This window comes from Citrobacter sp. Cf125 (assembly GCF_030333935.1).
GTDB classification, from domain to species: Bacteria; Pseudomonadota; Gammaproteobacteria; order Enterobacterales; family Enterobacteriaceae; genus Citrobacter; species Citrobacter freundii.
In genome coordinates this window covers 1,272,837-1,298,817 of sequence record NZ_JAOWEY010000022.1, presented here as the reverse complement: position 1 = coordinate 1,298,817, position 25,981 = coordinate 1,272,837, and the positions used below count along the sequence as shown (strand labels likewise).

The window sequence follows — 25,981 nt, the reverse complement described above, 5'->3', positions numbered from 1 at the left end:
TTGGTTTGTATATAAAAGCATGCAGGCGAAGCCAGATGGCTCCGCAAAGTGCGTATATCAGGTCTGTTTCGTGTGCTGAATTGTTGACGCATTCATTTATTGGTATCGCATGAACCCCATCGTAATTAATCGGCTTCAACGGAAGCTGGGCTACACTTTTAATCATCAGGAGCTGTTGCAGCAGGCATTAACTCACCGGAGCGCCAGCAGCAAACATAACGAGCGTTTAGAATTTCTGGGCGACTCTATTTTGAGCTTTGTTATCGCTAATGCGCTGTATCACCGTTTCCCTCGAGTGGACGAAGGTGACATGAGCCGCATGCGCGCAACGCTGGTTCGCGGCAATACGCTGGCTGAATTAGCCCGTGAGTTTGACCTCGGTGAATGTTTACGTTTGGGGCCTGGTGAGCTGAAAAGCGGCGGCTTCCGTCGTGAATCGATCCTGGCCGATACCGTTGAAGCCTTGATCGGCGGCGTCTTCCTCGACAGCGATATTCAAACCGTTGAGCAATTAATCCTGAACTGGTATCAAACTCGTCTGGATGAAATTAGCCCAGGCGACAAACAAAAAGATCCGAAAACGCGCCTGCAGGAATATTTGCAGGGTCGCCACCTGCCTCTGCCGTCTTATTTGGTGGTACAGGTCCGTGGTGAAGCACACGATCAAGAATTTACTATCCACTGCCAGGTCAGCGGCCTGAGTGAACCGGTGGTTGGCACAGGTTCGAGCCGTCGTAAGGCTGAGCAGGCTGCCGCCGAACAGGCGTTAAAAAAACTGGAGCTGGAATGAGCGAAGAGAAAACTTACTGCGGATTTATTGCCATCGTCGGTCGCCCGAACGTCGGCAAATCCACCCTGTTGAATAATCTGCTTGGGCAGAAGATTTCTATTACTTCACGTAAGGCTCAGACAACACGTCACCGTATTGTTGGCATCCATACTGAAGGCGCGTATCAGGCGATTTATGTTGATACCCCGGGCCTGCATATGGAAGAAAAACGAGCGATCAACCGCCTGATGAACAAAGCGGCGAGCAGCTCGATCGGTGATGTTGAACTGGTTATTTTCGTTGTGGAAGGCACCCGCTGGACGCCGGACGACGAAATGGTGCTCAACAAGCTGCGTGATGGCAAAGCCCCGGTTATTCTGGCTGTGAACAAAGTAGACAACGTTCAGGAAAAAGCCGATCTGCTGCCGCACCTGCAGTTCCTGGCAAGCCAGATGAACTTCCTTGATATCGTGCCGATTTCTGCCGAAACCGGCTTGAATGTCGATACCGTTGCGGGCATCGTGCGTAAGCATTTGCCGGAAGCTATTCATCACTTCCCGGAAGATTACATCACAGATCGTTCTCAGCGCTTTATGGCCTCAGAAATCATCCGTGAAAAGCTGATGCGTTTTCTGGGTGCTGAATTGCCGTACTCCGTTACCGTGGAAATTGAGCGTTTTATCTCCAACGAGCGCGGTGGTTACGATATTAACGGTCTGATCCTCGTTGAACGTGAAGGGCAGAAGAAGATGGTTATTGGCAACAAAGGGGCCAAGATCAAAACCATCGGCATCGAAGCGCGTAAAGACATGCAGGAGATGTTCGAAGCGCCGGTTCACCTCGAACTGTGGGTGAAGGTGAAATCCGGCTGGGCCGATGACGAACGCGCGCTGCGTAGCCTCGGTTACGGCGACGACGTCTAAACCCATCTTCTGAAACACGGCGAGTATATGGAAGGATGGCAACGAGCCTTTGTCTTGCATAGTCGCCCCTGGAGCGAAACCAGTCTCGTGCTGGACGTCTTCACGGAAGAGTCGGGTCGCGTGCGCCTGGTGGCTAAAGGCGCACGTTCCAAACGTTCTAATCTCAAAGGCGCGCTCCAGCCTTTTACCCCGTTGTTGCTTCGCTTTGGTGGGCGTGGAGAGGTCAAAACCCTACGTAGTGCTGAAGCCGTTTCTCTGGCACTCCCTCTTAGCGGCATCACGCTGTACAGCGGCTTGTATATCAACGAGCTTGTCTCGCGCGTACTCGAGTACGAAACCCGCTTTTCTGAACTCTTTTTCGATTACCTGAACTGTATTCAGGCGCTGGCTGGCGCGACGGGTTCGCCAGAACCTGCATTGCGTCGCTTTGAGCTGGCCTTACTTGGACATCTGGGGTACGGAGTCGATTTTACCCACTGTGCGGGCAGCGGCGAGCCGGTAGACGACACTATGACCTATCGTTACCGGGAAGAAAAAGGGTTTATTGCCAGCGTCGTTATTGATAACAATACCTTTACCGGACGCCATCTCAAAGCACTTGAGTCGCGTGAATTTCCTGATGTCGATACGTTACGCGCCGCGAAACGCTTTACCCGCATGGCGTTAAAGCCGTATCTTGGTGGTAAGCCGTTAAAAAGCCGGGAACTGTTCCGGCAATTTATGCCAAAACGCGCAGTAAAAACAAATAATGATTAACGAGGATTGTCATGGCTGAATTACTGTTAGGCGTCAATATTGACCACATTGCCACGTTACGTAATGCACGCGGTACCGCATATCCGGACCCGGTTCAGGCAGCGTTTATCGTTGAACAGGCGGGCGCGGACGGTATTACCGTACACCTGCGTGAAGACCGTCGCCATATCACCGACCGTGACGTGCGTATTTTGCGCCAGACGCTGGATACGCGCATGAATCTGGAAATGGCAGTCACCGAAGAGATGCTGGCGATTGCCGTTGAGACTAAGCCGCATTTTTGCTGCCTGGTGCCGGAAAAACGTCAGGAAGTTACCACTGAAGGTGGTCTGGACGTCGCCGGTCAGCGTGACAAGATGCGCGATGCCTGCAAACGCCTGGCGGACGCAGGCATTCTGGTTTCGCTGTTTATCGATGCCGACGAAGAACAGATTAAGGCCGCTGCGGAAGTTGGCGCGCCGTTTATTGAAATTCACACCGGCTGTTACGCCGATGCGAAAACTGACGCAGAGCAGGCCAGCGAACTGGCGCGTATCGCCAAAGCGGCGACCTATGCTGCAAGCCTTGGCCTGAAGGTGAATGCGGGTCACGGTCTGACGTATCACAACGTTAAAGCTATCGCACGGATCCCGGAAATGCATGAGTTGAACATTGGCCATGCCATTATCGGGCGCGCGGTGATGAGCGGTCTGAAAGATGCCGTAGTCGAAATGAAGCGCCTGATGCTGGAAGCGCGTGGCTAATGGCGATTTTGGGATTAGGTACGGATATCGTGGAGATTGCCCGCATCGAAGCGGTAATCTCCCGTTCCGGCGACCGCCTGGCAAGACGTGTGCTCAGCGACAACGAATGGGCAATCTGGGAAAAGCATCAGCAGCCGGTGCGTTTTCTGGCGAAGCGTTTTGCAGTCAAAGAGGCGGCAGCAAAAGCCTTTGGCACGGGTATTCGCAATGGGCTGGCGTTTAATCAGTTTGAAGTCTTTAACGACGAACTCGGTAAGCCGCGTCTGCGATTATGGGGAGAGGCGTTAAAACTGGCGGAAAAACTCGGCGTCGCGCATATGCATGTGACGCTGGCCGATGAGCGTCACTACGCCTGCGCTACGGTGATTATCGAGAGTTAGATTCTGCACGTTGCCGGATGGCGACGCGTGGCGTCTTATCCGGCCTACGGGTTATACGATTATTGCAGGGCTGGGTAGGCCTGATAAGCATTAGCGCCATCAGGCTTCATCGCCGGATGGCGACGCGGTTAAAGTTTATCGGCGTGGTGCATCAGCACAAACTTATCCCACAACTGCTCTTCTGTTTCGACATGTGCCGGATCTTTCAAAATAGTATTGGGGATCGGGCACACCTTCTGGCAGGTTGGCGTGTCGTAATGGCCTACGCATTCTGTACACTTGTCGCTGTTAATCTCGTAAATGCTATCACCCATCGAAATCGCCTCATTCGGGCATTCGGGCTCGCACATATCGCAATTGATACACTTTTTAGTGATTAACAGGGCCATCAGGAAACTCTCAAAACATCACAAATCGGGCGGGCATTATACGCGCATTCTTTGCTCAGACCAGTTTTTTTACCAGAGCTTCGCTGTGGCGAATACGTTCCGGAGCATGCTCCAGATCCTGCTGCACCAGCGCCATAAACAGTAAATCAGTGAGCATCATTTGCGCATGAGTGGAGGAAATCGCTGCGCTGCGGGTGGCCTGCTCCTCGGCAATCGTGTACAGACAATGACTTGCCCGTTGCTGCAGGGCGTTCGGTGTAAATCCAGTGATGGCGAGGATTTTCGCGCCGGTGCGCAACGTTTCATCTGCAGCCAGGTTGAGCTCGCGGCGCTCTCCGGTATACGAAATGGCCAGCAGCAGATCGTTGGGCGAAAGGGCTTGCACCGTCGCCAGCAGGGCGTGCATATCGCGTTCCACCACCGCGTTAAAACCAATCTTCAGCAACTTCCAGGCAAAATTCTGTGCCACCAGACCCGATGCGCCAATCCCGGTCACGATAATGCGTCGGGCTGAACGCAGCATTGTGACGCTCTCCATCAGTTTCTCTTCGCTGTTGACGTCCAGCGTCGCATGCATCGCCGCCACGTTCTCCTGAATCAACTTTTCCCCCACCAGACGCATAGGATCGTCACCGCGAATCTGATTATGTACCGGAATGGAATGGGGGTTGGGATTGCTGGCCAGCGCTTCGCTGATCGCCAGTTTGAGTGCAGGAAATCCTTTAAAACCCATCTTTTGCGCGAACTTCACCACGCTGGACTGGCTGACGCCCGCCTCCGCGGCCAACTGCTGCGAACTGAGATGACGCGCAGTATCCGGCTGGGAAAGGAGATAATCCGCCAATTTTTTATCGCTTTGCGCGAGGTCCGGGTAACGCTGACGAATGCGAATTAAACAGTTCATGCTGTCTCCTGGCGAAAACGTGATGGCGATTACAAAACAAAATTTCATTCGCCTGGATGAATATAATATTCCATTATGGCAGATTATTATGAATTAAAAATTCCTAAGGAACAAAAAATGAATCTCGGTGCATTAGTTTCAGAAACCCGCAATCCACAGACCATGGACCTGGATGCGCTCTCCACGCTGGAGTTGGTTCATCGTTTTAATCAACAGGATACGCTGGTAGCCGAAGCAGTAAAAGCAACTCTGCCTCAAGTTGCGTGTGCGGTTGATGCGGCAGCTAACGCACTAAAAGCAGGTGGTCGCATTATTTACATGGGAGCGGGGACCAGCGGGCGTCTCGGGGTACTGGATGCGTCTGAATGCCCACCGACCTTCGGCGTTCCACACGGTCTGGTGGTTGGATTGATTGCCGGGGGACCGGGCGCGCTGCTGAAGGCGGTTGAGGGTGCGGAAGATAACCCACAGTTAGGTGAAGACGATCTACGTGCGCTCAATCTTACCGCGCAGGATCTGGTGGTGGGGCTGGCAGCATCTGGTCGCACGCCGTATGTAATTGGTGGGATGAAATATGCGCGTTCGGTTGGCTGTACGACGGTGGCTATTTCTTGCAATCCGGATTCCCCTATCGCGCATGAAGCGGATATCGCCATTTCTCCGGTAGTGGGGCCAGAGGCGCTGACCGGGTCAACACGACTGAAATCCGGCACCGCGCAAAAGCTGGTGCTCAATATGATCTCCACCGGAGCGATGGTGAAGTTCGGTAAGGTTTATCAGAACCTGATGGTGGACATGCAGGCAACCAACGTCAAACTGGTCGATCGGGCGTGCCGTATGGTGGTTGAAGCCACGGGCATTGCGCGTGAACAGGCGCAAGCGCTGCTAAAGCAGACTGATTTTGACGTTAAGCCAGCTATTTTAATGGCGCTCACCGGCCTTGACGCCGCTGCCGCCCGCGAAAAGCTTGCCGCTCACCAGGGTTTTTTACGCGCGGCGTTAGAACACTAAGAGGTGTATATGGATAAGACGGTGGTGCTGGCCAGCGATATTCTACTGGGCGTTGGCGGAGAGAAAAATATTCTGCGCCTGGAAAACTGTATGACCCGCGTCAGGGTTGAAGTTCAGGATGATGGACAGCTCGATATCCCTCGTCTCAGGCAACTGCCCGGTGTCAGCGGCTACGTGAAGCAGGGCGCGCAGCACCAGATTATTGTCGGCCCCGGTAAAGCGGCCAAAGTGGTGGATGCCATGCGTTCCCTGATTGCCGATGGCGGCGAGCGAGCAGGTGCCAATGATATCGAGCGCACAAAGTCAGAGGCCAAAGCAAAGTACAAAGCGCCGATGAGCGATGCGCTGCGCAAGCTGGCGAACGTCTTTATCCCTCTTATTCCGGCGTTTATCGCCTCTGGTTTGATTACCGGCATTATTAACATCCTTAAGCGCCCGGACATCGTGGGGGATTTTGCGACCCACTATCCGAATATGCTGGGGTTGATGGGCATATTTGGCAGCGCCGTGTTTGCCATTATGAATATTCTGGTCGGGGTGAATACCGCCAAAGTTTTCGGTGGCTCCCTGGCGATGGGCGGGGTGATGGCCGGTATTCTCTCCAGTCCGCAACTGGCACAAATCACGCTGTTTGGCGAAGCGTTGCAGCCGGGACGCGGCGGGGTGATCGCGGTACTGCTGGTGGTGGCGTTGATGTGTTGGATCGAACGCAAATTCCGCGAGCTGTTGCCAGAATCACTGGAGCTTATCCTTAATCCGCTGCTGACTACTATCATTACCGGCGTAATCGCGATTGTGGCGCTGCAACCGCTTGGCGGCTGGATTTCTGAGTCTATTGCTCACGGCGCATCCTGGGCTATCGATCGCGGCGGTTTTCTGGTCGGTGCCGTGCTGGCAGGAACCTTCCTGCCGTTGGTGCTCACTGGACTTCATCAGGGATTGGTGCCCATCCACGTTGAGCTGGTTCAGGCACACGGTTATAACGCGCTCTTTCCGATCCTGGCGATGGCGGGCGTTGGGCAAATAGGTGCTGCAATCGCGGTTCTGATGAAAACCCGAAATGCGCGGTTAAAAAAAGTAATCAAAGGTGCACTGCCTGTCGGACTGCTGGGTATAGGCGAGCCGCTGATTTTTGGCGTAACGCTGCCGTTGGGTAAGCCGTTTATCGGTGCATGTCTTGGTGGCGCGGTAGGTGGAGCGCTGATTAGCTACTGGAAGGTGGCGACGGTCATCACATTTGGCATCTCCGGATTACCGCTGGCACTGACGATTGTTGCCGGAAAAGTGATGTTCTATCTGTTAGGCTATCTGGTAGCAGTTATCGCCGGGTTCCTGTTTACCTGGCTATTGGGATTCACTGATCCAGAGGAATAAGGTTTGACCAATCACCAGCGCCGCGTTGTCTTTTTTGATTTGGATGGCACGTTACACCAGCAGGATATGTTCGGTAGTTTTATTCGTTATCTGCTGCGTCGCCAGCCGCTGAACGCGTTGCTGGTGCTGCCTCTGCTACCGGTGATTGCGCTGGCATTGCTGATACAAGGGCGCGCCGCCCGCTGGCCAATGAGCCTGCTGTTATGGGGATGCACTTTTGGTCGCAGCGAGGCGCGTCTGAAAGCGCATCAGGCCGACTTTGTGCGTTGGTTTCGCAGTAACGTGACAGCATTTCCGCTCGTGCAGCAGCGGCTGACAACCTACCTGTTAAGCTCTGACGCTGACATTTGGCTTATTACCGGCTCTCCACAGTCGTTGGTCGAGCAGGTTTACTTTGATACTCCGTGGCTACCGCGAGTCAATCTGATCGCCAGCAAAATGGCGCGGGGATACGGCGGCTGGGTGCTGACTCTGCGCTGCCTGGGTCATGAGAAAGTCACTCAACTGGAGCGGCAGATTGGCGCACCGTTGTCTCTCTACAGCGGCTACAGCGACAGTAAGCAGGATAATCCGTTACTCTCTTTTTGCCAGCATCGCTGGCGCGTCACGCCGCGCGGAGAGCTGCAACAACTCGAATAGAGTAAACGATAGCGTCTGTGTATAATGCGCCCGCTTTTATTGGTGGAGTAACCCCTTTGTCAGATGTTGAATTTAGCCACGAATACTGGATGCGTCATGCTTTAACGCTGGCTAAGCGCGCCTGGGATGAGCGTGAGGTCCCGGTGGGTGCGGTATTGGTACATAACAATCGAGTGATTGGCGAAGGCTGGAACCGCCCGATAGGTCATCATGATCCGACTGCCCACGCTGAGATTATGGCGCTGCGCCAGGGCGGCCTGGTGCTGCAAAACTACCGTTTGTTAGATGCCACGCTGTACGTCACTCTGGAGCCGTGCGTGATGTGCGCAGGCGCGATGGTTCACAGCCGTATCGGCCGAGTGGTTTTTGGTGCACGCGATGCGAAAACGGGCGCTGCCGGGTCATTAATGGATGTGCTGCATCACCCAGGGATGAATCATCGGGTTGAAGTGACAGAGGGGATACTGCGGGATGAATGTGCCACGTTGCTCAGTGATTTCTTTCGCATGCGTCGGCAGGAAATCAAGGCCCTGAAAAAATCCGCTAATCAGTAAATACCAATCAGACTACTGGTCCTCTTTCTTTTGTGCCGAAAATAGCAGGGAAGGGGAGTGCGACAGGTAGTTTGACGACGTCTGAGTCAGAAAGGCTGAAAGCGGAAATTTATCTTTACCCAACAGCTCAGCCGGCGACACCGCTGGGTAATCCTGAGCCAGTTGCTGCGTTTCCTGCGCCTGTTTTTCTTTCTCCTGCAGATACCCCACCAGGCTAATCTGGTACTTACGGATATTTTCCACATAGGCGTAAGCTTCGTGGCCACGCGCATAGCCATAGGTCAGCTTGTTGTAATACGGCTTTTGGCTGAGCAGCGGTAGCCGCTGTTTTACGTCGGACCAACTGTTCGGATTGCCTTTGGTTTTCACCGTTAGCGCCCGCGCATCAAGCATGTGCGCATAACCCATGTTATAGGCTGCAAGGGCAAACCAGATGCGTTCTCCTTCGGGGACGGTATCCGGTACTTTACTCATCATATCCTGCAAGTATCGCGCGCCGCCGCTGATACTCTGTTCGGCATCGGTACGGTCGGTCAGCCCGAGACTCTGAGCAGTATTTTTGGTCAGCATCATCAGTCCGCGTACGCCGGTCGGGGATGTGGCCTGCGCGTCCCAGTGCGACTCCTGATAGGATATTGCGGCGAGCAGTCGCCAGTCTATCTCCTGCGCATACTTCTCAAACAGCGGCTTAAGGTCCGGCAACACGCTGTCTACGGCGCGCAAAAAGGTGCGGGTATCGACATAGTCAAAATCATCGCCATGCCCGAGATATTTCTCTTCCAGCCGTGCCAGAGAACCGTCTTCATTCATGGTGTTAAAGAAATCCAACAAGGCGGCAGACAGCGTGTTGTCATCGTCCAGACGACTAAACCAGGTCACCGGCTGTTCGTCAGAGACGTCCAGCGCCACGGCCAGCTCAGGATGCACGCGTTGGTATAAGCTGATGGCGACAGAATCTGCAATGGTGTAATCCAGCTTTCCGGCGATTACATCATCGAGCAATTCGGTGGTGCCCTTTTTGTCATCAACTTTCCAGCTCAGATCGGGAAATTTTTTCTCTTTTAGCTGCTGGAGGTCGTTAACCACCACGTGCCCCGGGGCGATAGTCAGTTGGCTTTCGTTCACGGTGGCAAGCGTGCGCGGGCGATATTGCCCAACCCGGTACACCAGCTGTTGTGAAACCGAATAATAGGTCGGGCCTGGCTGGTAATTTTTCACCCGCTCGCTGTTATAGACCAGGCCTGCGGCTAACAGGTCGGCATTGCCGTTATCCAGGTCGTCAAAAAGCTGGCTGATGTTCTGGCGTACGGTAACTTTTAACTTCACGCCTAAGTAGTCGGCAAATTCCTGGGCCAGTTCATAATCCAGGCCGAATTTTTTGCCGTTGAGGGTCGCGTAAGTTAACGGCGAGTCGATGGTACTGACGCGCAGCTCTCCCCGCGACTGAATGGCGGCGATACGATTTTCGGCTTTACCGAACCAGGGAATAGATGGCCAAAGGGCCGCTGCCAACAACAGCGTCAATATGCCGATGAACAGATAATTAATCTTTAATTTTTTCAATTAGTTAATTCTCTGAACCGTACGTTTTCTCTGCCTGCTGTGGTGCTGATTAAGAAGTGAAGTCGTCATTAATGAACGGCATTTTGCTTAAACTTGCGTCAGTTGGCAACTTATTCAGAAATCTGACCGCATTTGATGATAAGTGACGGTAGTGATTTTATTTCGACGCAAACGGTTTCGTCGGCGCGGTAGATTCTTTATAATGACGCCCGTTTCCCCACTTGGGCACACCGAAAGCTTAGAAGACGAGAGACTTATGATGGAAATTCTGCGTGGTTCACCTGCACTGTCTGCATTCCGTATTAACAAACTGCTGGCACGTTTTCAGGCTGCCAACCTCCAGGTCCACAATATTTACGCCGAGTACGTCCATTTTGCCGATCTGAATGCGCCGTTAAATGAAGATGAGCACGCGCAGCTTGCACGCCTGCTGAAATATGGTCCTGCTCTGCAAAGCCACGCGCCGGAAGGAAAACTGCTGCTGGTTACGCCTCGCCCTGGCACCATCTCCCCGTGGTCTTCTAAAGCGACTGATATTGCCCACAACTGCGGTCTGCACCAGATTAGCCGCCTGGAACGTGGCATTGCCTGGTATGTAGAAGCCTCTACACTGACCGCTGAGCAATGGCAGATGGTGGCCGACGAACTGCACGACCGCATGATGGAAACGGTTTTCTCTGCGCTGAACGATGCCGAAAAACTGTTTGTCCATCACCAACCGGCGCCGGTCTCCAGCGTTGATCTACTGGGTGAGGGGCGTCAGGCGCTGATCGACGCTAACCTGCGTCTGGGTCTGGCGCTGGCGGAAGACGAAATTGACTATCTGCAGGATGCGTTCACCAAACTGGGGCGCAACCCGAACGACATTGAACTGTACATGTTTGCGCAGGCCAACTCCGAGCACTGCCGCCACAAGATTTTTAACGCCGACTGGGTTATCGACGGTAAACAACAGCCTAAGTCGCTGTTCAAGATGATCAAGAATACCTTCGAAACCACGCCGGACCACGTGTTGTCTGCCTATAAAGACAACGCCGCGGTAATGGAAGGTTCTGAAGTGGGCCGCTATTTTGCCGATCACAAAACCGGCCGCTACGATTTCCATCAGGAACCAGCCCACATCCTGATGAAGGTAGAAACTCATAACCACCCGACGGCTATCTCTCCGTGGCCAGGTGCGGCAACCGGCTCCGGCGGAGAAATCCGCGATGAAGGTGCAACCGGTCGTGGTGCAAAACCGAAAGCCGGGCTGGTAGGCTTCTCCGTCTCCAACCTGCGTATTCCTGGCTTTGAACAGCCTTGGGAAGAGGACTTTGGTAAGCCGGATCGTATTGTCACCGCGCTCGACATCATGACTGAAGGCCCGCTGGGCGGCGCGGCGTTTAACAACGAATTTGGTCGCCCGGCGCTGACCGGCTACTTCCGTACCTATGAAGAAAAGGTCAACAGCCATAACGGCGAAGAGCTGCGCGGTTACCATAAACCGATCATGCTGGCAGGCGGGATCGGTAACATCCGTGCCGATCACGTGCAGAAGGGCGAGATCGTCGTTGGCGCCAAGCTGATCGTCCTCGGCGGCCCGGCGATGAACATTGGCCTTGGCGGCGGGGCAGCCTCCTCTATGGCTTCCGGTCAGTCTGATGCCGATCTTGATTTCGCTTCTGTACAGCGTGATAACCCGGAAATGGAACGTCGTTGCCAGGAAGTTATCGACCGTTGCTGGCAGATGGGTGATGCGAACCCAATTCTGTTTATCCATGACGTTGGCGCGGGTGGTCTGTCTAACGCCATGCCGGAGCTGGTAAGCGATGGCGGTCGCGGTGGTAAGTTCCAGCTGCGCGATATCCTCAGCGATGAGCCGGGTATGAGCCCGCTGGAAATCTGGTGTAACGAGTCCCAGGAGCGCTACGTGCTGGCGGTTGCTGCCGATCAATTGCCGCTGTTTGACGAACTGTGTAAGCGCGAGCGCGCGCCGTACGCGGTCATCGGTGAAGCAACCGAAGAACAGCATCTGACCTTGAGCGACAGCCACTTCGACAACCAGCCGATCGACATGCCACTCGATGTGCTGCTGGGTAAAACACCGAAAATGACCCGCGATGTGCAGACGCTGAAAGCCAAAGGCGATGCCCTGAATCGTAGTGAAATCTCGATTGCAGATGCGGTTAACCGCGTGCTGCATCTGCCAACTGTCGCGGAGAAAACGTTCCTCGTGACTATCGGTGACCGTACCGTTACCGGTATGGTGGCGCGTGACCAGATGGTTGGTCCATGGCAGATCCCGGTCGCCAACTGCGCGGTCACTACCGCAAGCCTCGATAGCTACTACGGCGAAGCGATGTCTCTCGGCGAGCGCGCGCCAGTCGCATTGCTCGACTTCTCAGCCTCTGCGCGTCTGGCTGTAGGTGAGGCGCTGACCAACATTGCGGCAACGCAGATTGGCGATATCAAACGCATTAAACTGTCGGCCAACTGGATGGCGGCTGCAGGTCACCCTGGCGAAGACGCCGGACTGTACGAAGCGGTAAAAGCCGTTGGGGAAGAATTATGTCCGGCGCTTGGCCTGACCATTCCGGTGGGCAAAGACTCTATGTCGATGAAAACCCGCTGGCAGGAAGGCAACGAACAGCGTGAAATGACCTCGCCGCTATCGCTGGTGATCACCGCCTTTGCCCGTGTGGAAGATGTGCGCCACACCATTACCCCGCAGCTTTCTACTGAAGATAACGCCCTGTTGCTGATTGACCTTGGTCTGGGTCACAACGCGCTTGGTGCGACGGCGCTGGCGCAGGTTTACCGTCAACTGGGGGATAAGCCTGCCGATGTGCGTAACGTAGCGCAACTGAAAGGCTTCTACGACGCCATTCAGGCGCTGGTCGCACAACGTAAGCTGCTGGCCTACCACGATCGCTCCGACGGTGGCTTGCTGGTGACGCTGGCGGAAATGGCCTTCACTGGTCACTGCGGTATTGAAGCTGATATCCACTCTCTGGGTGAAGATCGTCTGGCGGCGCTGTTTAACGAAGAGCTGGGCGCGGTGATTCAGGTTCGCGCAGGTGATCGTGAAGCGGTTGAGGCGTTGCTGGCTCAACATGGCCTGGCCGATTGCGTGCACTATCTGGGGAAAGCCGTGCAGGGCGACCGCTTCGTGGTCGAAGCAGATGGTCATGCGGTGTTCAGCGAAAGTCGCACCACGATGCGTATGTGGTGGGCGGAAACCACCTGGCAGATGCAGCGTCTGCGCGATAACCCGGAATGCGCCGATCAGGAACACGACGCTAAAACCAACGATGCCGATCCGGGTCTCAACGTCAAACTGACGTTCGATATTAACGACGATGTTGCCGCGCCGTATATCGCCACCGGGGCGCGTCCGAAAGTGGCCGTGCTGCGCGAGCAGGGCGTGAACTCCCACGTTGAGATGGCAGCAGCTTTCCACCGTGCGGGCTTTGACGCCATCGATGTACACATGAGCGATCTGCTGGGTGGACGCATCGGCCTGGGTAACTTCCAGGCGCTGGTAGCCTGCGGCGGCTTCTCTTACGGCGATGTACTCGGCGCAGGGGAAGGATGGGCGAAGTCAATTTTGTTCAACAACCGCGTGCGTGATGAGTTCGAAACCTTCTTCCATCGCCCGCAAACCCTGGCGCTCGGAGTGTGTAACGGTTGCCAGATGATGTCTAACCTGCGTGAGCTAATCCCCGGAAGCGACCTGTGGCCGCGCTTTGTGCGTAACAACTCCGACCGCTTTGAAGCCCGCTTCAGCCTGGTCGAAGTGACGCAAAGCCCGTCTTTACTGCTTGCCGATATGGTGGGGTCGATGATGCCGATTGCCGTTTCTCACGGTGAAGGCCGTGTGGAAGTGCGTGACGGTGCGCATCTGGCTCAGCTTGAGAGCAAAGGTCTGGTGGCACTGCGCTACGTCGATAACTTCGGTAAGGTGACCGAGGCTTACCCGGCTAACCCGAACGGTTCGCCGAATGGTATTACTGCTGTGACCACTGAAAATGGTCGCGTCACCATTATGATGCCGCACCCGGAACGTGTGTTCCGTACCGTGAGCAACTCCTGGCACCCGGAAAATTGGGGCGAGGACAGCCCGTGGATGCGTATCTTCCGCAACGCGCGTAAACAGCTTGGATAATTAGCCTATGATCATCAAGCCCCTCTTCGTGAGGGGCTTTTTTTGTCTGCCGCCTGATGACGCTACGCTTATCAGGCTTACGGGGAAATGCGGTTGTAGGCCGGATAAGGCGTTCACGCCGCTATCCGGCAATAAACTCAGCGCTTGCACCTAAAAGTAAAGTGTCGGGAAATGCCGACATAGGTAAGGTTACATTGTCGCCAAAAAGAGACATTTAATTATTTGATTTAAAACGAATTTGTTTTTAAGTGTTACAGGTGTTGCTGATTGGCGACGGTGTGGGTGAAAAATGGACAATATCATTTCTCATATAAATAATCATATTTTCTATATTTATCATTGTGTTAATAAAGTGTTTTGAATATTGGCACAGATGCTGCATAATATTAACCAGTGGCTCATTCACCTTCTTATGTCAGCCCCTTCGGGACGTGCTACATAAACTTCGAATGACGCACAACAAGGTGCCTGCCGTCCAACATCTGATATTAGCGAAGCTCATATCAACCTCCGGGCGAAACGTCGAGTTAGGCACCGCCTTATTCCGCAACAAAGCCGGGTTAATCCCGGCTTTGTTGTATCTGGCGTTCCCCTCAGTTAGCATCAACCTATTCCTGTCCATTGAGAGTAACGCCTTGAAGCGCTGGTCAGTTTTCCCCCGATCTTTACGTCAATTGGTGATGTTGGCATTTTTGCTGATCCTGTTGCCGTTGTTAGTTTTGGCCTGGCAGGCGTGGCAAAGTCTGAATGCCCTGAGCGCGCAGGCTGCGCTGACGAACCGCACCACGCTGATTGACGCCAGACGCAGTGAAGCGATGACCAATGCTGCGCTGGAGATGGAGCGCAGCTATCGGCAATACTGTGTGCTTGATGACTCAACGTTGGCCAAGGTCTACCAAAGTCAGCGTAAACGCTACAGCGATATGCTGGATGCGCATGCGGGGGTGTTGCCAGATACCAAGCTCTACCAGGCGTTGCGTCAGGATCTTAACGATCTCGCGCAGTTGCAGTGTAAAAACAGCGGCCCTGACAGTGTGTCGGCTGCACGGCTGGAAGCGTTCGCCAATGCCAATACCGAGATGGTGCAAGCGACGCGTACCGTCGTCTTTTCTCGTGGCCAGCAGTTACAGCAGGAAATAGCCGAACGCGGGCAGTTTTTTGGCTGGCAGGCACTGGTGCTGTTTCTCCTTAGCCTGGCGATGGTGCTGTTGTTTACCCGTATGATTATCGGTCCGGTGAAGGGCATCGAACGGATGATCAACCGTCTGGGAGAAGGGCGCTCGTTGGGCGATAGCGTATTATTAACTGGGCCCCGCGAGCTGCGATCCGTGGGGCAGCGTATTATCTGGTTAAGTGAACGCCTCTCCTGGCTTGAGTCGCAACGGCATCAGTTTTTACGCCATCTTTCTCATGAGCTGAAAACACCGCTGGCGAGTATGCGTGAAGGTACCGAATTGCTGGCCGATCAGGTAGTGGGCCCGTTAACACCGGAGCAAAAAGAGGTGGTCGGCATCCTCGATGACAGCAGCCGCAACTTGCAAAAACTGATTGAGCAACTTCTCGATTACAACCGCAAGTTGGCGGATGATGAGGCTGAGCTTGAAAGTGTGGAAATCGCGCCGCTGGTGGAAAGCGTTGTTTCTGCGCATAGCCTGCCCGCTCGCGCCAAAATGATACATACTGATGTTGCGCTTGCGGTGAACGCCTGCCTGGCAGAACCGATGCTGTTGATGAGCGTGCTGGACAATCTTTATTCCAATGCGGTGCACTACGGCGCTGAATCCGGTAACATTTGGATCCGCAGCAGTTTGCATGGATCAACGGTATACATCGATGTAATGAATACCGGCACACCGATCCCTGAAGCAGAACAGACCATGATCTTCGAGCCTTTTTTCCAGGGTAGCCATCAGCGAAAAGGGGCGGTAAAAGGAAGCGGGTTGGGGCTAAGCATTGCCAGAGATTGCATTCGCCGTATGCGGGGCAAACTGTATCTGGTTGATGACCACGCGCAAAACGTTTGTTTTCGCATAGAACTGCCGCTAGCTGCTGCGAAAAATCACTAAAATAAACCTAAGTCTGGTGAGTATGCCATACGTTGTTGCCCGAATGCTTAAACGACATTTTCTTCATCGCGTCATCCTCGCAAGCCTGCCGTGCCTGGCACTGGTTGGTTGCGTCCCGAACGCGGTGAATCATATTATCGGCGATCCTTCGCAGGAGAAAATTCCGCCTAATCAACTGGCGGACTACCTTGCAACCGACTGTACGGATATCTGGTCGCTGTCTGGCCAGTCCACAGATACCAACCCGTTGTACTGGCTGCGGGCGATGGACTGTGCCGATCGCATGATGCCGGTACAGGCGCGCAGTGAAGCCAGTGCTCAGCTCACGGATACCTGGCAGGGCGCTTTCAAACGCGGGATCCTGCTTGATAACGCCCGCATTACCCCGCCTGAACGGCGAGAGGCAGTTACGCGTCTCGACGCGTTAAGCCCACAAATTCCAAGTCAGGTTCGACCGCTTTATCAGGCCTGGTTCCGTAATCAAATGTTGCAGTTACAGCTTGCCGAAGAGCGCCTGCGCTACAGTAAGCTCCAGCAGTCGTCAGATAGCGATCTCGATACGCTGCGTCAACAGCAACAACATTTGCAGTCCCAGCTCGATCTCACGACCCGCAAGCTGGAGAATCTGACCGATATTGAGCGCCAGCTTTCAACGCGCAAACCCGCCGGTAACTACAATCCTGATGCGCCGCACGGGAACGATAAACTCACTACGCCTGATAACGAAGAAGGCGCAGCGCCGTCTGCCGATGAGGTTACGCCATGATAAGCCGTAAGCCCGCACATCTGCTGCTGGTGGATGACGATCCGGGCCTGTTGAAATTACTTGGAATGCGGCTGACCAGCGAAGGCTACAGCGTCGTGACCGCGGAAAGTGGGCAGGAAGGGTTACGGGTACTGAACCGTGAAAAAGTGGATCTGGTTATCAGCGATCTGCGCATGGATGAAATGGACGGCATGCAGCTGTTTACTGAAATCCAGAAAGTGCAGCCGGGCATGCCGGTGATTATCCTGACCGCTCACGGCTCCATCCCGGACGCCGTTGCGGCGACCCAGCAAGGGGTGTTCAGTTTTCTCACTAAGCCAGTCGACAAGGACGCGTTATATCACGCGATTGACGGGGCGCTGGAACAGTCTGCGCCTGCTACTGATGACAGTTGGCGTGAGTCCATTGTCACCCGCAGCCCGCTGATGCTACGTCTGCTGGAACAGGCGCGAATGGTGGCGCAATCGGATGTTAGTGTCTTGATCAACGGCCAAAGCGGAACCGGGAAAGAAGTTTTCGCCCAGGCTATTCACAACGCCAGCCCGCGCAGTCACAAGCCCTTTATTGCCATTAACTGTGGCGCGTTGCCGGAACAACTGCTGGAGTCTGAACTGTTTGGTCATGCGCGCGGCGCTTTTACCGGCGCGGTGAGTAATCGTGAAGGGCTGTTTCAGGCCGCTGAAGGCGGCACGCTTTTTCTCGATGAGATTGGCGATATGCCTGCGCCGTTACAGGTGAAACTGCTGCGCGTATTGCAGGAACGAAAAGTCAGACCGTTGGGCAGTAACCGCGATATCGACATTGATGTGCGGATCGTTTCTGCGACCCACCGCGATTTACCCAAAGCGATGGCTCGGGGCGAATTTCGCGAGGATTTGTACTATCGCCTCAACGTGGTGAGCCTGAAGATCCCTGCGCTGGCCGAGCGTACGGAAGATATTCCGCTGCTGGCGAACCATCTGCTGCGCCAGTCTGCTGAACGGCACAAACCGTTCGTACGCGCCTTTTCAACCGATGCCATGAAGCGGTTAATGACCGCCAGCTGGCCGGGCAATGTGCGTCAGCTGGTCAACGTAATTGAGCAGTGCGTGGCGTTGACCTCTTCGCCAGTGATCAGCGACGCGCTGGTGGAGCAGGCGCTGGAAGGGGAAAACACCGCGCTGCCGACATTTGTTGAGGCGCGTAACCAGTTTGAGCTCAACTATCTGCGTAAGCTGCTGCAAATCACCAAGGGCAATGTGACTCACGCGGCAAGAATGGCGGGGCGCAATCGCACCGAATTCTATAAGTTGCTTTCTCGACACGAGCTGGATGCAAACGATTTCAAAGAATAAATCTGCGGATTATGTTAGCTTTATTCGATCAAAAGACAGGCGACCTTTTCAAGGAATAGCATGAAAAAGATTGATGCGATTATTAAACCCTTCAAGCTGGACGACGTCCGCGAAGCGCTGGCAGAAGTCGGTATCACCGGGATGACGGTAACGGAAGTGAAAGGCTTTGGCCGTCAGAAAGGCCATACCGAGCTGTACCGTGGCGCGGAATATATGGTGGATTTTCTGCCGAAGGTAAAAATTGAAATTGTGGTTACCGACGACATCGTCGATACCTGCGTCGACACCATTATCCGTACTGCCCAGACCGGCAAGATCGGCGATGGTAAGATTTTTGTCTTCGACGTGGCTCGCGTTATTCGTATTCGTACCGGTGAAGAAGACGACGCGGCAATCTAAGCCGCGCCGTTAATTTGTCGGCCTGATAAGCGTAGCGCATCAGGCCGAGTGATTGCCGGATGGCGGCGTAAGCGCCTTATCCGGCCTACTCGCATAATACATTACAAGACTTTATGCGGACCGAAGCATTCGTAATGAATGTTCTCGTTTTTCACGCCCAGGCCGACCAGCTGCTTCGCGGCGAACTGCATGAAACCAACCGGACCGCACAGATAAAACTGCATCGCCGGATCGCTGATTGCGCTTTCCAGTTTGTTCAAATCCATCAGACCTACGCTATCAAACGCACCTTTCGCGCGATCGGCTTCGGTTGGCTCACGATACCAGGTGTGTGCACTAAAGCGTGGCAGCGTTTTGCCGAGTTCATTTACTTCATCAGCGAAGGCATGTACATCGCCATTTTCTGCCGCGTGGAACCAGTTAACCTGCGCCGTATGCTTCGCTTTCGCCAACGTGTCCAGCATCGCCAGCATTGGGGTTTGTCCCACGCCCGCGGAGATCAGAGATACCGGGGTGTCGGTCGCGACGTCCATAAAGAAATCGCCCGCAGGTGCGGCCAGGTGAACAACGTCGCCAACATTCGCATGGTTGTGCAGCCAGGTGGAAACCTGACCACCGTCTTCACGCTTAACGGCAATACGATAGCCTTTGCCATCAGGTTTACGGGTCAGTGAGTACTGACGAATTTCCTGATGCGGGAAACCTTCCGGCTTTAACCAGACGCCCAGGTATTGTCCCGGATGATATTCAGCTACTGCGCCACCATCGACAGGTTCAAACTCAAAGCTGGTGATCAGTGCACTGCGTGGGGTTTTTGCCACGATGCGGAAAGGACGGGTACCTTCCCAGCCGCCATTTTTATTGGCATTTTCGCTGTAGATTTGCGCTTCACGGTTGATGAAAACGTTCGCCAGTACGCCATACGCTTTACCCCACGCATCCAGAACTTCCTGGCCTGGGCTGAACATCTCGTCCAGCGTTGCCAGCAAATGACCACCCACGATGTTGTACTGCTCTGGTTTAATCTGGAAACTGGTATGCTTTTGCGCGATTTTCTCAACCGCTGGCAACAGCGCCGCCAGGTTTTCGATATTGCTGGCATACGCGGCAATCGCGTTAAACAGCGCCTCGCGCTGATCGCCATTACGCTGGTTACTCATGTTGAAAATTTCTTTCAGCTCTGGGTTATGCGTAAACATGCGATCGTAGAAATGGGCGGTCAGCTTCGGACCTGTTTCAACCAGCAGGGGAATGGTGGCTTTCACTGTAGCGATGGTTTGTGCGTCAAGCATACGGTCTTCCTTTATCTGAGACTTTAATGATGTATGTCAAATACATCTTATAAAAAATACCCCTGCATTGTAAATGGTTCTTTGTAACTTTGCGTTGTAAAGGTTACATCGTGAAAAATCTGCATCACAAACCTGAAAAGAAATCCGTTGAAATTCAGCAGACCTTTGTTCTCCAAAGCCTTGCGTGCCGTGAAGGTAATCGTTTGCGTAAAATCCTTTGTCAAGACCTGTTATCGAAGAATGATTCGGTTATACTGTTGGCCGTCGTCCAACGGGACTGCCTTTTTAGGCCGAAATTCTATTGTTAGCTGAGTCAGGAGATGCGGATGTTAAAGCGTGAAATGAACATTGCCGATTATGATGCCGAACTGTGGCAGGCTATGGAGCAGGAAAAAGTACGTCAGGAAGAGCACATCGAACTGATCGCCTCCGAAAACTACACCAGCCCGCGTGTTATGCAGGCACAGGGTTCTCAGCTGACCAACAAATATGCTGAAGGTTATCCGGGCAAGCGCTACTACGGCGGTTGCGAGTACGTTGATATCGTTGAGCAACTGGCTATCGATCGTGCAAAAGAGCTGTTTGGCGCTGACTACGCTAACGTACAGCCGCACTCTGGTTCTCAGGCTAACTTCGCTGTTTACACCGCTCTGCTGCAACCGGGCGATACCGTTCTGGGTATGAACCTGGCACAAGGCGGCCACCTGACTCACGGCTCCCCGGTTAACTTCTCCGGCAAACTGTACAACATCATCCCTTACGGTATTGATGAGTCCGGCAAAATTGACTACGAAGACATGGCGAAGCAGGCCAAAGAGCACAAACCGAAGATGATCATCGGTGGCTTCTCTGCTTACTCCGGCGTTGTTGACTGGGCAAAAATGCGTGAAATCGCTGACAGCATCGGTGCATACCTGTTCGTCGATATGGCGCACGTTGCGGGTCTGATTGCCGCTGGTGTTTATCCGAACCCGGTTCCACATGCACACGTTGTGACCACCACCACCCACAAAACCCTGGCGGGTCCACGCGGTGGCCTGATCCTGGCGAAAGGCGGTGACGAAGAGCTGTACAAAAAACTGAACTCTGCTGTGTTCCCAAGCGCGCAGGGCGGCCCGCTGATGCACGTGATCGCAGCGAAAGCCGTGGCGCTGAAAGAAGCGATGGAGCCTGAGTTCAAGGTTTACCAGCAGCAGGTTGCTAAAAACGCCAAAGCGATGGTGGAAGTGTTCCTGAACCGTGGCTACAAAGTGGTTTCTGGCGGTACTGAAAACCACCTGTTCCTGCTGGATCTGGTTGATAAAAACCTGACCGGTAAAGAAGCTGATGCCGCGCTGGGCCGTGCTAACATCACCGTTAACAAAAACAGCGTACCGAACGATCCGAAGAGCCCGTTTGTGACTTCCGGTATCCGTATCGGTTCTCCGGCAATCACTCGCCGTGGCTTCAAAGAAGCGGAAGCGAAAGAGCTGGCTGGCTGGATGTGTGACGTGCTGGACAACATCAATGACGAAGCTGTAATCGAGCGCGTCAAAGGTAAAGTTCTGGATATCTGCGCACGCTTCCCGGTTTACGCGTAAGCCATACTGATTGCTGGATGGCGGTGTAAACACCTTATCCGGCCTACGGGTAACTCACATGTAGGCCGGATAAAAGAAGTGCCATCCGGCAGTTATATTGACTTAAGCAAGATTGTTTCATCGACTAAAGCCGCCATTGGTGGCTTTTTCTTTGCCTGAATCCATTTTCTCAATAAACGTATTTCTCGGCCCTGATTCAACGTTACTGCGCCAACAATCACGCCATCCTGCAGGTTAAACCATATTGCTTTATGCACATCTGAATTGCCGCGTATGAACCAGCTTTCTCCCTGCATTTCGCCAACAAATTGTAGATTGTCATTAAATTGGTCGGTCCAGAACCAGCCAGGTGTCTTCTCCGGCAACGGCAGATTTAGGATTGCGGCGGCGGCAATCTGTGCCTGAAAATTGGCGTTTTCCCAGCTTTCCATGCGTACTAACGAACCGTCGGGCTTGCGCGTTATCGCTACGTCACCGGCGGCGAAAATGTCCGGATCGGAGGTGGTGCAGGCGCTATCAACGATAATGCCGTTCGCCGTCTCCAGCCCCGCTTCGCGGGCCAGCGCATCATTGGCCACGATACCGATGCCGTAAACCATCGCATCGGCCAGCAGCGTCTCGCCGTTTTGCAGCGTCAGCGAGAGACACTCTCTCGCTTCGGCGTGTTCAATGGCGCTGTTGAGTAACACCCGCACGCTCGCCTGCTGGTGGCGGGCAAGCAGGTAGTCGCGCACCGGAGCAGGCGCGTTACGGCCCATGACCGTTGGTGCCAGCTCCACCACTGTCACCTGACAGCCTCGTTGAGTCGCGCTGGCCGCCAGTTCCAGACCAATGGTGCCCGCACCGACAATGACAATCGACTTACCCGGCAACAAAGTGTCGCGCAGGCGCTCGGCATCAGCGGCATGACGCAGAGTAAAGCATCGATCGCCCAGCTTATCCAACAGCGGAAGGGGGCGTGCCGCAGCGCCCGTCGCAATCAGTAACCGATCCCATGGATAACTCTGCCCATCAGCCAGCACCAACTGATGCGTTTGGCGGCCGAGCGTCTGTACAGTAACACCCAGATGCAGCTGTACGTTGTGTTCCCGCCACCAGTCAGCGGGGAGTATCGGCTGAAGTTGCGGATTGTCGTCCAGCAGCATCGCTTTGGAGAGCGGTGGACGTTCATAGGGCTGATGCTGCTCATCGGAAAACAGTTGTAATTCGCCGTCAAATCCCTGCTGGCGCAGTGCGGCAGCAGCCATAGCAGCAGCCTGGCCGCCGCCGACGATAGCGATAGTTTTTTGGTTCATAACGCCTCCTCAGAGATCCAGTCCGGCGGCAACGTGACGAATACCGCGAATACCCAGACCGGCGTCGGCATTGATCATTACGCCACTTAATGTGCGGTTGTTGCGTTTTGACGCCAGCATCACATACGGGCCGGTAAAATCCGCAGGTTCAGGGAAGAACTGTAGCGGCAAAATAGCGGCGATTTTTTCCGGTGTCAGCGACTGCATAATCGATGTATCGTTTTGTCCCAACGCCTGCGGGCCGCGTAGATCTGTCGCCATACCGCACGGACCGACACCGTTAACACGTACCTTTGGCGCCAGCTCGTAGGCCAACTGGCGAATCAGCCCGGTAGCTGCATGTTTAGAGGCGGTATACAACGGCCCGCCGCCGCCGGGATACCACGACGCATTGGACAGGGTAAAGATGATGCTGCCTTCGCTGGCGATAAGTGCCGGGGCGCAGGCTTTCGCCCCCAGCAGATAACCCAGCACGTTGACGTTAAACAGCTCATGAAAGCCGCTCTCCAGTGCGTCTGCAGGCGTATTGACCAGCGAGGCGTTGTGATCCCATATGCCCGCATTACCGATAAAACAGTCCAACGTACCGTAATTCATCAGGATTTGATCCACCGCGCGCTGATAGTCGGCGTAGCAGGTGACGTTGCCTTCCACAGCCAGCACATGTTCGCCAAAGCGCTGACGCAGACTGGCAACTTTAGCTGGCGACAGTTCCAGCGTGGCGACCCGCGCACCTTCTTCGATGAAACGCTCGACCAGCGCCAGGCCAAGACCGGAGCCGCCGCCAGTGATAAAGACCACGTTATCGCGTAAATCGCTCATCTGGCGTCCTCCGGAATATCAACAAACACATCGCTACCGTCCACATATACTGCGTAGGTGGTTAGCGGATCGGTGGCGGGTAAACACAACGCCTTGCCGGTTTTCAGGCAGAAGCTGGCGGCATGCAGTGGGCATTCCACCGTAGCGTCTTCTTCCAGATAGCCTTCCGACATCGAGGCGTTACCGTGGCTACAGCGATCGTTAATGGCATAGAACTCGCCGCCAACATTGAACAGCGCGATGACGGGCGAGGTTTCCAGCCGGAGCGCTTCACCCTCCGGCAAATCCCCTACAGGGCAGGCAAATACACGGCTCATCAGAACAGTACACTCAGGTTATGGGAGGTGATCACCGCTTGATCCAGCACGATCTCACGCGCCAGTAAGCGCCACTCATCGCCGGGCAAATGACGGACTTTGTCCACGCGCGTGCCGACGTAAAACGTCTCGTCCCGCTCTTTTTGCGCGCGATACAGCAGATAGTTGAGGCGCACGGCGAACACGTCGGGCACGTCGGTTTCGCTGATTTGTAAGTTGCTAATCAGATGACGGGTACGCGACGGCGGTTCTTCCGCCCAGGCCATGCCGGTTTCCAGCCGCGCGATACGACGTTCGAGCTGGTCTTTGTTGTCGTTGAAAATCCAGGTGGTCGGCGGCTGCACGCCTTTGCGACGGTCGCGCGTCTGGGCGTTCACCGTGGTACGCATGGTGTAGCGAATGTCGTCATCCAGCTGCGCCAGCCAGTCGCGAAACTGCCAGTCGTCGAGCATACGCGCTTCTTCATACAGAAACTGGCTGATGCGATGATGCAGTTCAAGAGAAACTAAAGCGCTCATTTCATCACCTCCTGCTGGTAGGCGGCGGTTTTCTTGTGCACTTCCTGCCAGCTTTCGCTGCTGAGCAAATCGGCCCAGCGTTGGTACATGCCACGCGCGGCGGTTTCCGAAAAGATGTAGTTGGTGATCCCCGGAATGCCGTCTTCACGGCGTTTCTCCTGGCCAAGCCCCATTTCCAGACACAATTTCGTGTTGCGTGCGCGATGACCTTTCAGCAGTTTTTGAATTTCACACCAGTTTTCCGAGTCGTCCTGCTCCAGGAACCCGGCGGGGCCAAAAGCCCGCGTGGCGCTGTTTTCAAACGCGGCTTTCACTTCATCAGAGGCGGCTTTATCGGTAATACAGAACGCCCACACCTCAACCTGGTCCGGCCCACGCGGGTGCCAGACGCGCAGCGTGGCGGTACCGTTGAGCCAGGAAAGCGTGGGGAAAATGTTGTTGTGACCGGCCAGACGCAGGGCGCGAACCTTGCCCAAGCGTTGTTCGGCTTCCGCGTAGGTGTCGCGGTAGTAGCTGGAGACCTCACCATCGACCCAGACGTTGGCATCAGGATTCTCAGTAAAGAAAAATCCGCTGCCGTGCCCGTCCTGACCGAACTGTAGCGCGTCTTTGGCGGTTTCCCACACCGGGCGGGCGGTCTGACCATCGCCGAGGCGCTTATCGCTACCGTCGTCTTTCGCTCCCAGCACCTGCACCGCAGAGGCATGGCTGAACAGCGCGTGATACTGGTCGCTGGCAAACTGTTCGGCGGGGAATTTCCAGTTACAATCGATGGTCCACTTTTGTACGCCACCGACGATTTCGGTGCCGCCTTCACGACGATCGAGTACGCCGTCGAGATACCAGGCGATGTCGCCGAGATAATCGCCAAGCGCAGGCGCGGAGGTATCCCAGTTACCAAAAATCAGTCCCTTGTAGCTCTCTACGCCAGGCACTTCGTTCAGCCCCCAGTGCGATTTGCATAAACCTTGCGGATAAGCGCGCGGCTCCAGCGGGACGTCGATCAGCTCGCCGTTAATACCGTAAGACCAGCCGTGATACGGGCAGGTGAAGGCGCGGGTATTGCCGCAGTCGGCGTAGCTGACGCGCATCGCACGGTGGCGACACTGGTTGAGAAACGCTTTGATGCTGCCGTCTTTCTGGCGAACCACCACCACCGCATCCTCGCCCATGTAGGTGTTAAAAAAATCACCGGGTTTGGGGATTTGGCTTTCGTGGGCGAGAAATAGCCAGCAGCGTCCGAAGATGCGTTCCAGCTCCAGTTGGTAAATTTCAGGGTCGGTATAAATTCGTGGGGTTACGCGACCGTTTTGCGTGTCGATCAGTTGGTAGATGTCTAAATTTGAGGGTGTGGTCATATTTTTGAATCCTGAAAGCTAAGATGTATTGACCTTCTTTTTTTGTACCCTAAGGATGTTGCTGGTTAGTTATCAATCTGTGAAA

General features: G+C 54.4%; 24 protein-coding genes. 15 read left to right on the top strand and 9 right to left on the bottom strand.

The window, feature by feature from the left end; all coding sequences use genetic code 11:
- The first annotated feature begins 109 nt into the window (after positions 1 to 109).
- The 5 genes from rnc to acpS are packed head-to-tail and all read left to right on the top strand — an operon-like array spanning position 110 to position 3,571.
- Positions 110 to 790 (top strand): ribonuclease III, encoded by a 681-nt coding sequence (rnc, locus tag OGV89_RS10420; protein WP_003037579.1) that lies wholly within the window; start codon positions 110 to 112, stop codon positions 788 to 790.
- Positions 787 to 1,692, top strand: coding sequence for a GTPase Era (gene era / locus OGV89_RS10415; RefSeq protein WP_003037581.1), 906 nt, complete (start codon positions 787 to 789; stop codon positions 1,690 to 1,692). The genes rnc and era overlap by 4 nt, the downstream gene beginning before the upstream one ends.
- Positions 1,693 to 1,719: 27 nt before the next feature.
- Entirely contained in the window at positions 1,720 to 2,448 is a 729-nt protein-coding gene (gene recO, locus OGV89_RS10410) for a DNA repair protein RecO (RefSeq protein ID WP_003037583.1), read from the top strand.
- 11 nt (positions 2,449 to 2,459) lie between these two features.
- Entirely contained in the window at positions 2,460 to 3,191 is a 732-nt protein-coding gene (gene pdxJ / locus OGV89_RS10405; protein ID WP_016150781.1) for a pyridoxine 5'-phosphate synthase, read from the top strand.
- The gene (gene acpS, locus OGV89_RS10400; protein ID WP_060855368.1) at positions 3,191 to 3,571 is read left to right on the top strand and encodes a holo-ACP synthase; all 381 of its coding nucleotides are present in this window, start codon (positions 3,191 to 3,193) and stop codon (positions 3,569 to 3,571) included. The genes pdxJ and acpS overlap by 1 nt, the downstream gene beginning before the upstream one ends.
- 128 nt (positions 3,572 to 3,699) lie before the next feature.
- On the opposite strand, the gene OGV89_RS10395 is transcribed toward acpS, so the two are convergent.
- Positions 3,700 to 3,960, bottom strand: a complete 261-nt coding sequence (locus OGV89_RS10395; RefSeq protein ID WP_003037590.1) for a YfhL family 4Fe-4S dicluster ferredoxin — start codon at positions 3,958 to 3,960, stop codon at positions 3,700 to 3,702.
- A gap of 55 nt (positions 3,961 to 4,015) precedes the next feature.
- Entirely contained in the window at positions 4,016 to 4,864 is an 849-nt protein-coding gene (locus OGV89_RS10390; protein ID WP_003037593.1) for a MurR/RpiR family transcriptional regulator, read from the bottom strand.
- 117 nt (positions 4,865 to 4,981) lie between these two features.
- Here OGV89_RS10390 and murQ point away from each other — a divergent pair, with 117 nt between their 5' ends.
- The 4 genes from murQ to tadA are packed head-to-tail and all read left to right on the top strand — an operon-like array spanning position 4,982 to position 8,442.
- Positions 4,982 to 5,875: an N-acetylmuramic acid 6-phosphate etherase gene (murQ, locus tag OGV89_RS10385; protein WP_200003105.1), complete on the top strand. Its 894-nt coding sequence runs from the start codon at positions 4,982 to 4,984 to the stop codon at positions 5,873 to 5,875.
- A gap of 9 nt (positions 5,876 to 5,884) precedes the next feature.
- The gene (locus OGV89_RS10380; protein WP_044701968.1) at positions 5,885 to 7,249 is read left to right on the top strand and encodes a PTS transporter subunit EIIC; all 1,365 of its coding nucleotides are present in this window, start codon (positions 5,885 to 5,887) and stop codon (positions 7,247 to 7,249) included.
- A gap of 3 nt (positions 7,250 to 7,252) precedes the next feature.
- Positions 7,253 to 7,888 carry a phosphatidylglycerophosphatase C gene (gene yfhb / locus OGV89_RS10375; RefSeq protein ID WP_003037603.1) on the top strand — a complete coding sequence of 212 codons (636 nt, stop codon included), beginning with the start codon at positions 7,253 to 7,255 and terminating at the stop codon, positions 7,886 to 7,888.
- Between the two features lie 17 nt (positions 7,889 to 7,905).
- Positions 7,906 to 8,442, top strand: coding sequence for a tRNA adenosine(34) deaminase TadA (gene tadA, locus OGV89_RS10370; protein WP_071593187.1), 537 nt, complete (start codon positions 7,906 to 7,908; stop codon positions 8,440 to 8,442).
- Between the two features lie 12 nt (positions 8,443 to 8,454).
- Here the strand turns inward: tadA and mltF are convergent, their stop codons facing one another.
- The gene (gene mltF, locus OGV89_RS10365; protein WP_003838390.1) at positions 8,455 to 10,005 is read right to left on the bottom strand and encodes a membrane-bound lytic murein transglycosylase MltF; all 1,551 of its coding nucleotides are present in this window, start codon (positions 10,003 to 10,005) and stop codon (positions 8,455 to 8,457) included.
- Between the two features lie 256 nt (positions 10,006 to 10,261).
- Here mltF and purL point away from each other — a divergent pair, with 256 nt between their 5' ends.
- From purL to glnB, 5 genes are all read left to right on the top strand, one after another.
- A complete protein-coding gene (gene purL, locus OGV89_RS10360; RefSeq protein WP_046670158.1) occupies positions 10,262 to 14,149 on the top strand; it encodes a phosphoribosylformylglycinamidine synthase in 3,888 nt (1,295 codons plus the stop codon).
- Positions 14,150 to 14,784: 635 nt separating this feature from the next.
- A complete protein-coding gene (gene qseE / locus OGV89_RS10355; protein ID WP_003847077.1) occupies positions 14,785 to 16,215 on the top strand; it encodes a two component system sensor histidine kinase QseE/GlrK in 1,431 nt (476 codons plus the stop codon).
- 22 nt (positions 16,216 to 16,237) lie between these two features.
- Positions 16,238 to 16,981 carry a two-component system QseEF-associated lipoprotein QseG gene (gene qseG, locus OGV89_RS10350; RefSeq protein ID WP_139935687.1) on the top strand — a complete coding sequence of 248 codons (744 nt, stop codon included), beginning with the start codon at positions 16,238 to 16,240 and terminating at the stop codon, positions 16,979 to 16,981.
- Complete coding sequence (gene glrR / locus OGV89_RS10345; RefSeq protein WP_304502307.1) at positions 16,981 to 18,315, top strand: two-component system response regulator GlrR; 1,335 nt, start codon at positions 16,981 to 16,983, stop codon at positions 18,313 to 18,315. The genes qseG and glrR overlap by 1 nt, the downstream gene beginning before the upstream one ends.
- A gap of 60 nt (positions 18,316 to 18,375) precedes the next feature.
- Positions 18,376 to 18,714: a nitrogen regulatory protein P-II gene (glnB, locus tag OGV89_RS10340; RefSeq protein WP_002914032.1), complete on the top strand. Its 339-nt coding sequence runs from the start codon at positions 18,376 to 18,378 to the stop codon at positions 18,712 to 18,714.
- 101 nt (positions 18,715 to 18,815) lie between these two features.
- Here glnB and hmpA read toward each other — a convergent pair whose 3' ends face one another.
- Positions 18,816 to 20,006 (bottom strand): NO-inducible flavohemoprotein, encoded by a 1,191-nt coding sequence (gene hmpA, locus OGV89_RS10335; RefSeq protein WP_003037624.1) that lies wholly within the window; start codon positions 20,004 to 20,006, stop codon positions 18,816 to 18,818.
- Positions 20,007 to 20,332: 326 nt separating this feature from the next.
- Here hmpA and glyA point away from each other — a divergent pair, with 326 nt between their 5' ends.
- Positions 20,333 to 21,586, top strand: coding sequence for a serine hydroxymethyltransferase (gene glyA, locus OGV89_RS10330; RefSeq protein ID WP_003037627.1), 1,254 nt, complete (start codon positions 20,333 to 20,335; stop codon positions 21,584 to 21,586).
- Positions 21,587 to 21,678: 92 nt separating this feature from the next.
- On the opposite strand, the gene hcaD is transcribed toward glyA, so the two are convergent.
- The 5 genes from hcaD to hcaE are packed head-to-tail and all read right to left on the bottom strand — an operon-like array spanning position 21,679 to position 25,896.
- Positions 21,679 to 22,881, bottom strand: coding sequence for a phenylpropionate dioxygenase ferredoxin reductase subunit (hcaD, locus tag OGV89_RS10325; RefSeq protein WP_286558592.1), 1,203 nt, complete (start codon positions 22,879 to 22,881; stop codon positions 21,679 to 21,681).
- 9 nt (positions 22,882 to 22,890) lie between these two features.
- Positions 22,891 to 23,703, bottom strand: a complete 813-nt coding sequence (gene hcaB / locus OGV89_RS10320; RefSeq protein WP_016150771.1) for a 3-phenylpropionate-dihydrodiol/cinnamic acid-dihydrodiol dehydrogenase — start codon at positions 23,701 to 23,703, stop codon at positions 22,891 to 22,893.
- Positions 23,700 to 24,020 (bottom strand): 3-phenylpropionate/cinnamic acid dioxygenase ferredoxin subunit, encoded by a 321-nt coding sequence (gene hcaC / locus OGV89_RS10315; protein WP_286558590.1) that lies wholly within the window; start codon positions 24,018 to 24,020, stop codon positions 23,700 to 23,702. The genes hcaB and hcaC overlap by 4 nt, the downstream gene beginning before the upstream one ends.
- A complete protein-coding gene (hcaF, locus tag OGV89_RS10310; protein ID WP_087879371.1) occupies positions 24,020 to 24,538 on the bottom strand; it encodes a 3-phenylpropionate/cinnamic acid dioxygenase subunit beta in 519 nt (172 codons plus the stop codon). The genes hcaC and hcaF overlap by 1 nt, the downstream gene beginning before the upstream one ends.
- A complete protein-coding gene (hcaE, locus tag OGV89_RS10305) occupies positions 24,535 to 25,896 on the bottom strand; it encodes a 3-phenylpropionate/cinnamic acid dioxygenase subunit alpha (RefSeq protein WP_003037637.1) in 1,362 nt (453 codons plus the stop codon). The genes hcaF and hcaE overlap by 4 nt, the downstream gene beginning before the upstream one ends.
- Between the last annotated feature and the right edge of the window lie 85 nt (positions 25,897 to 25,981).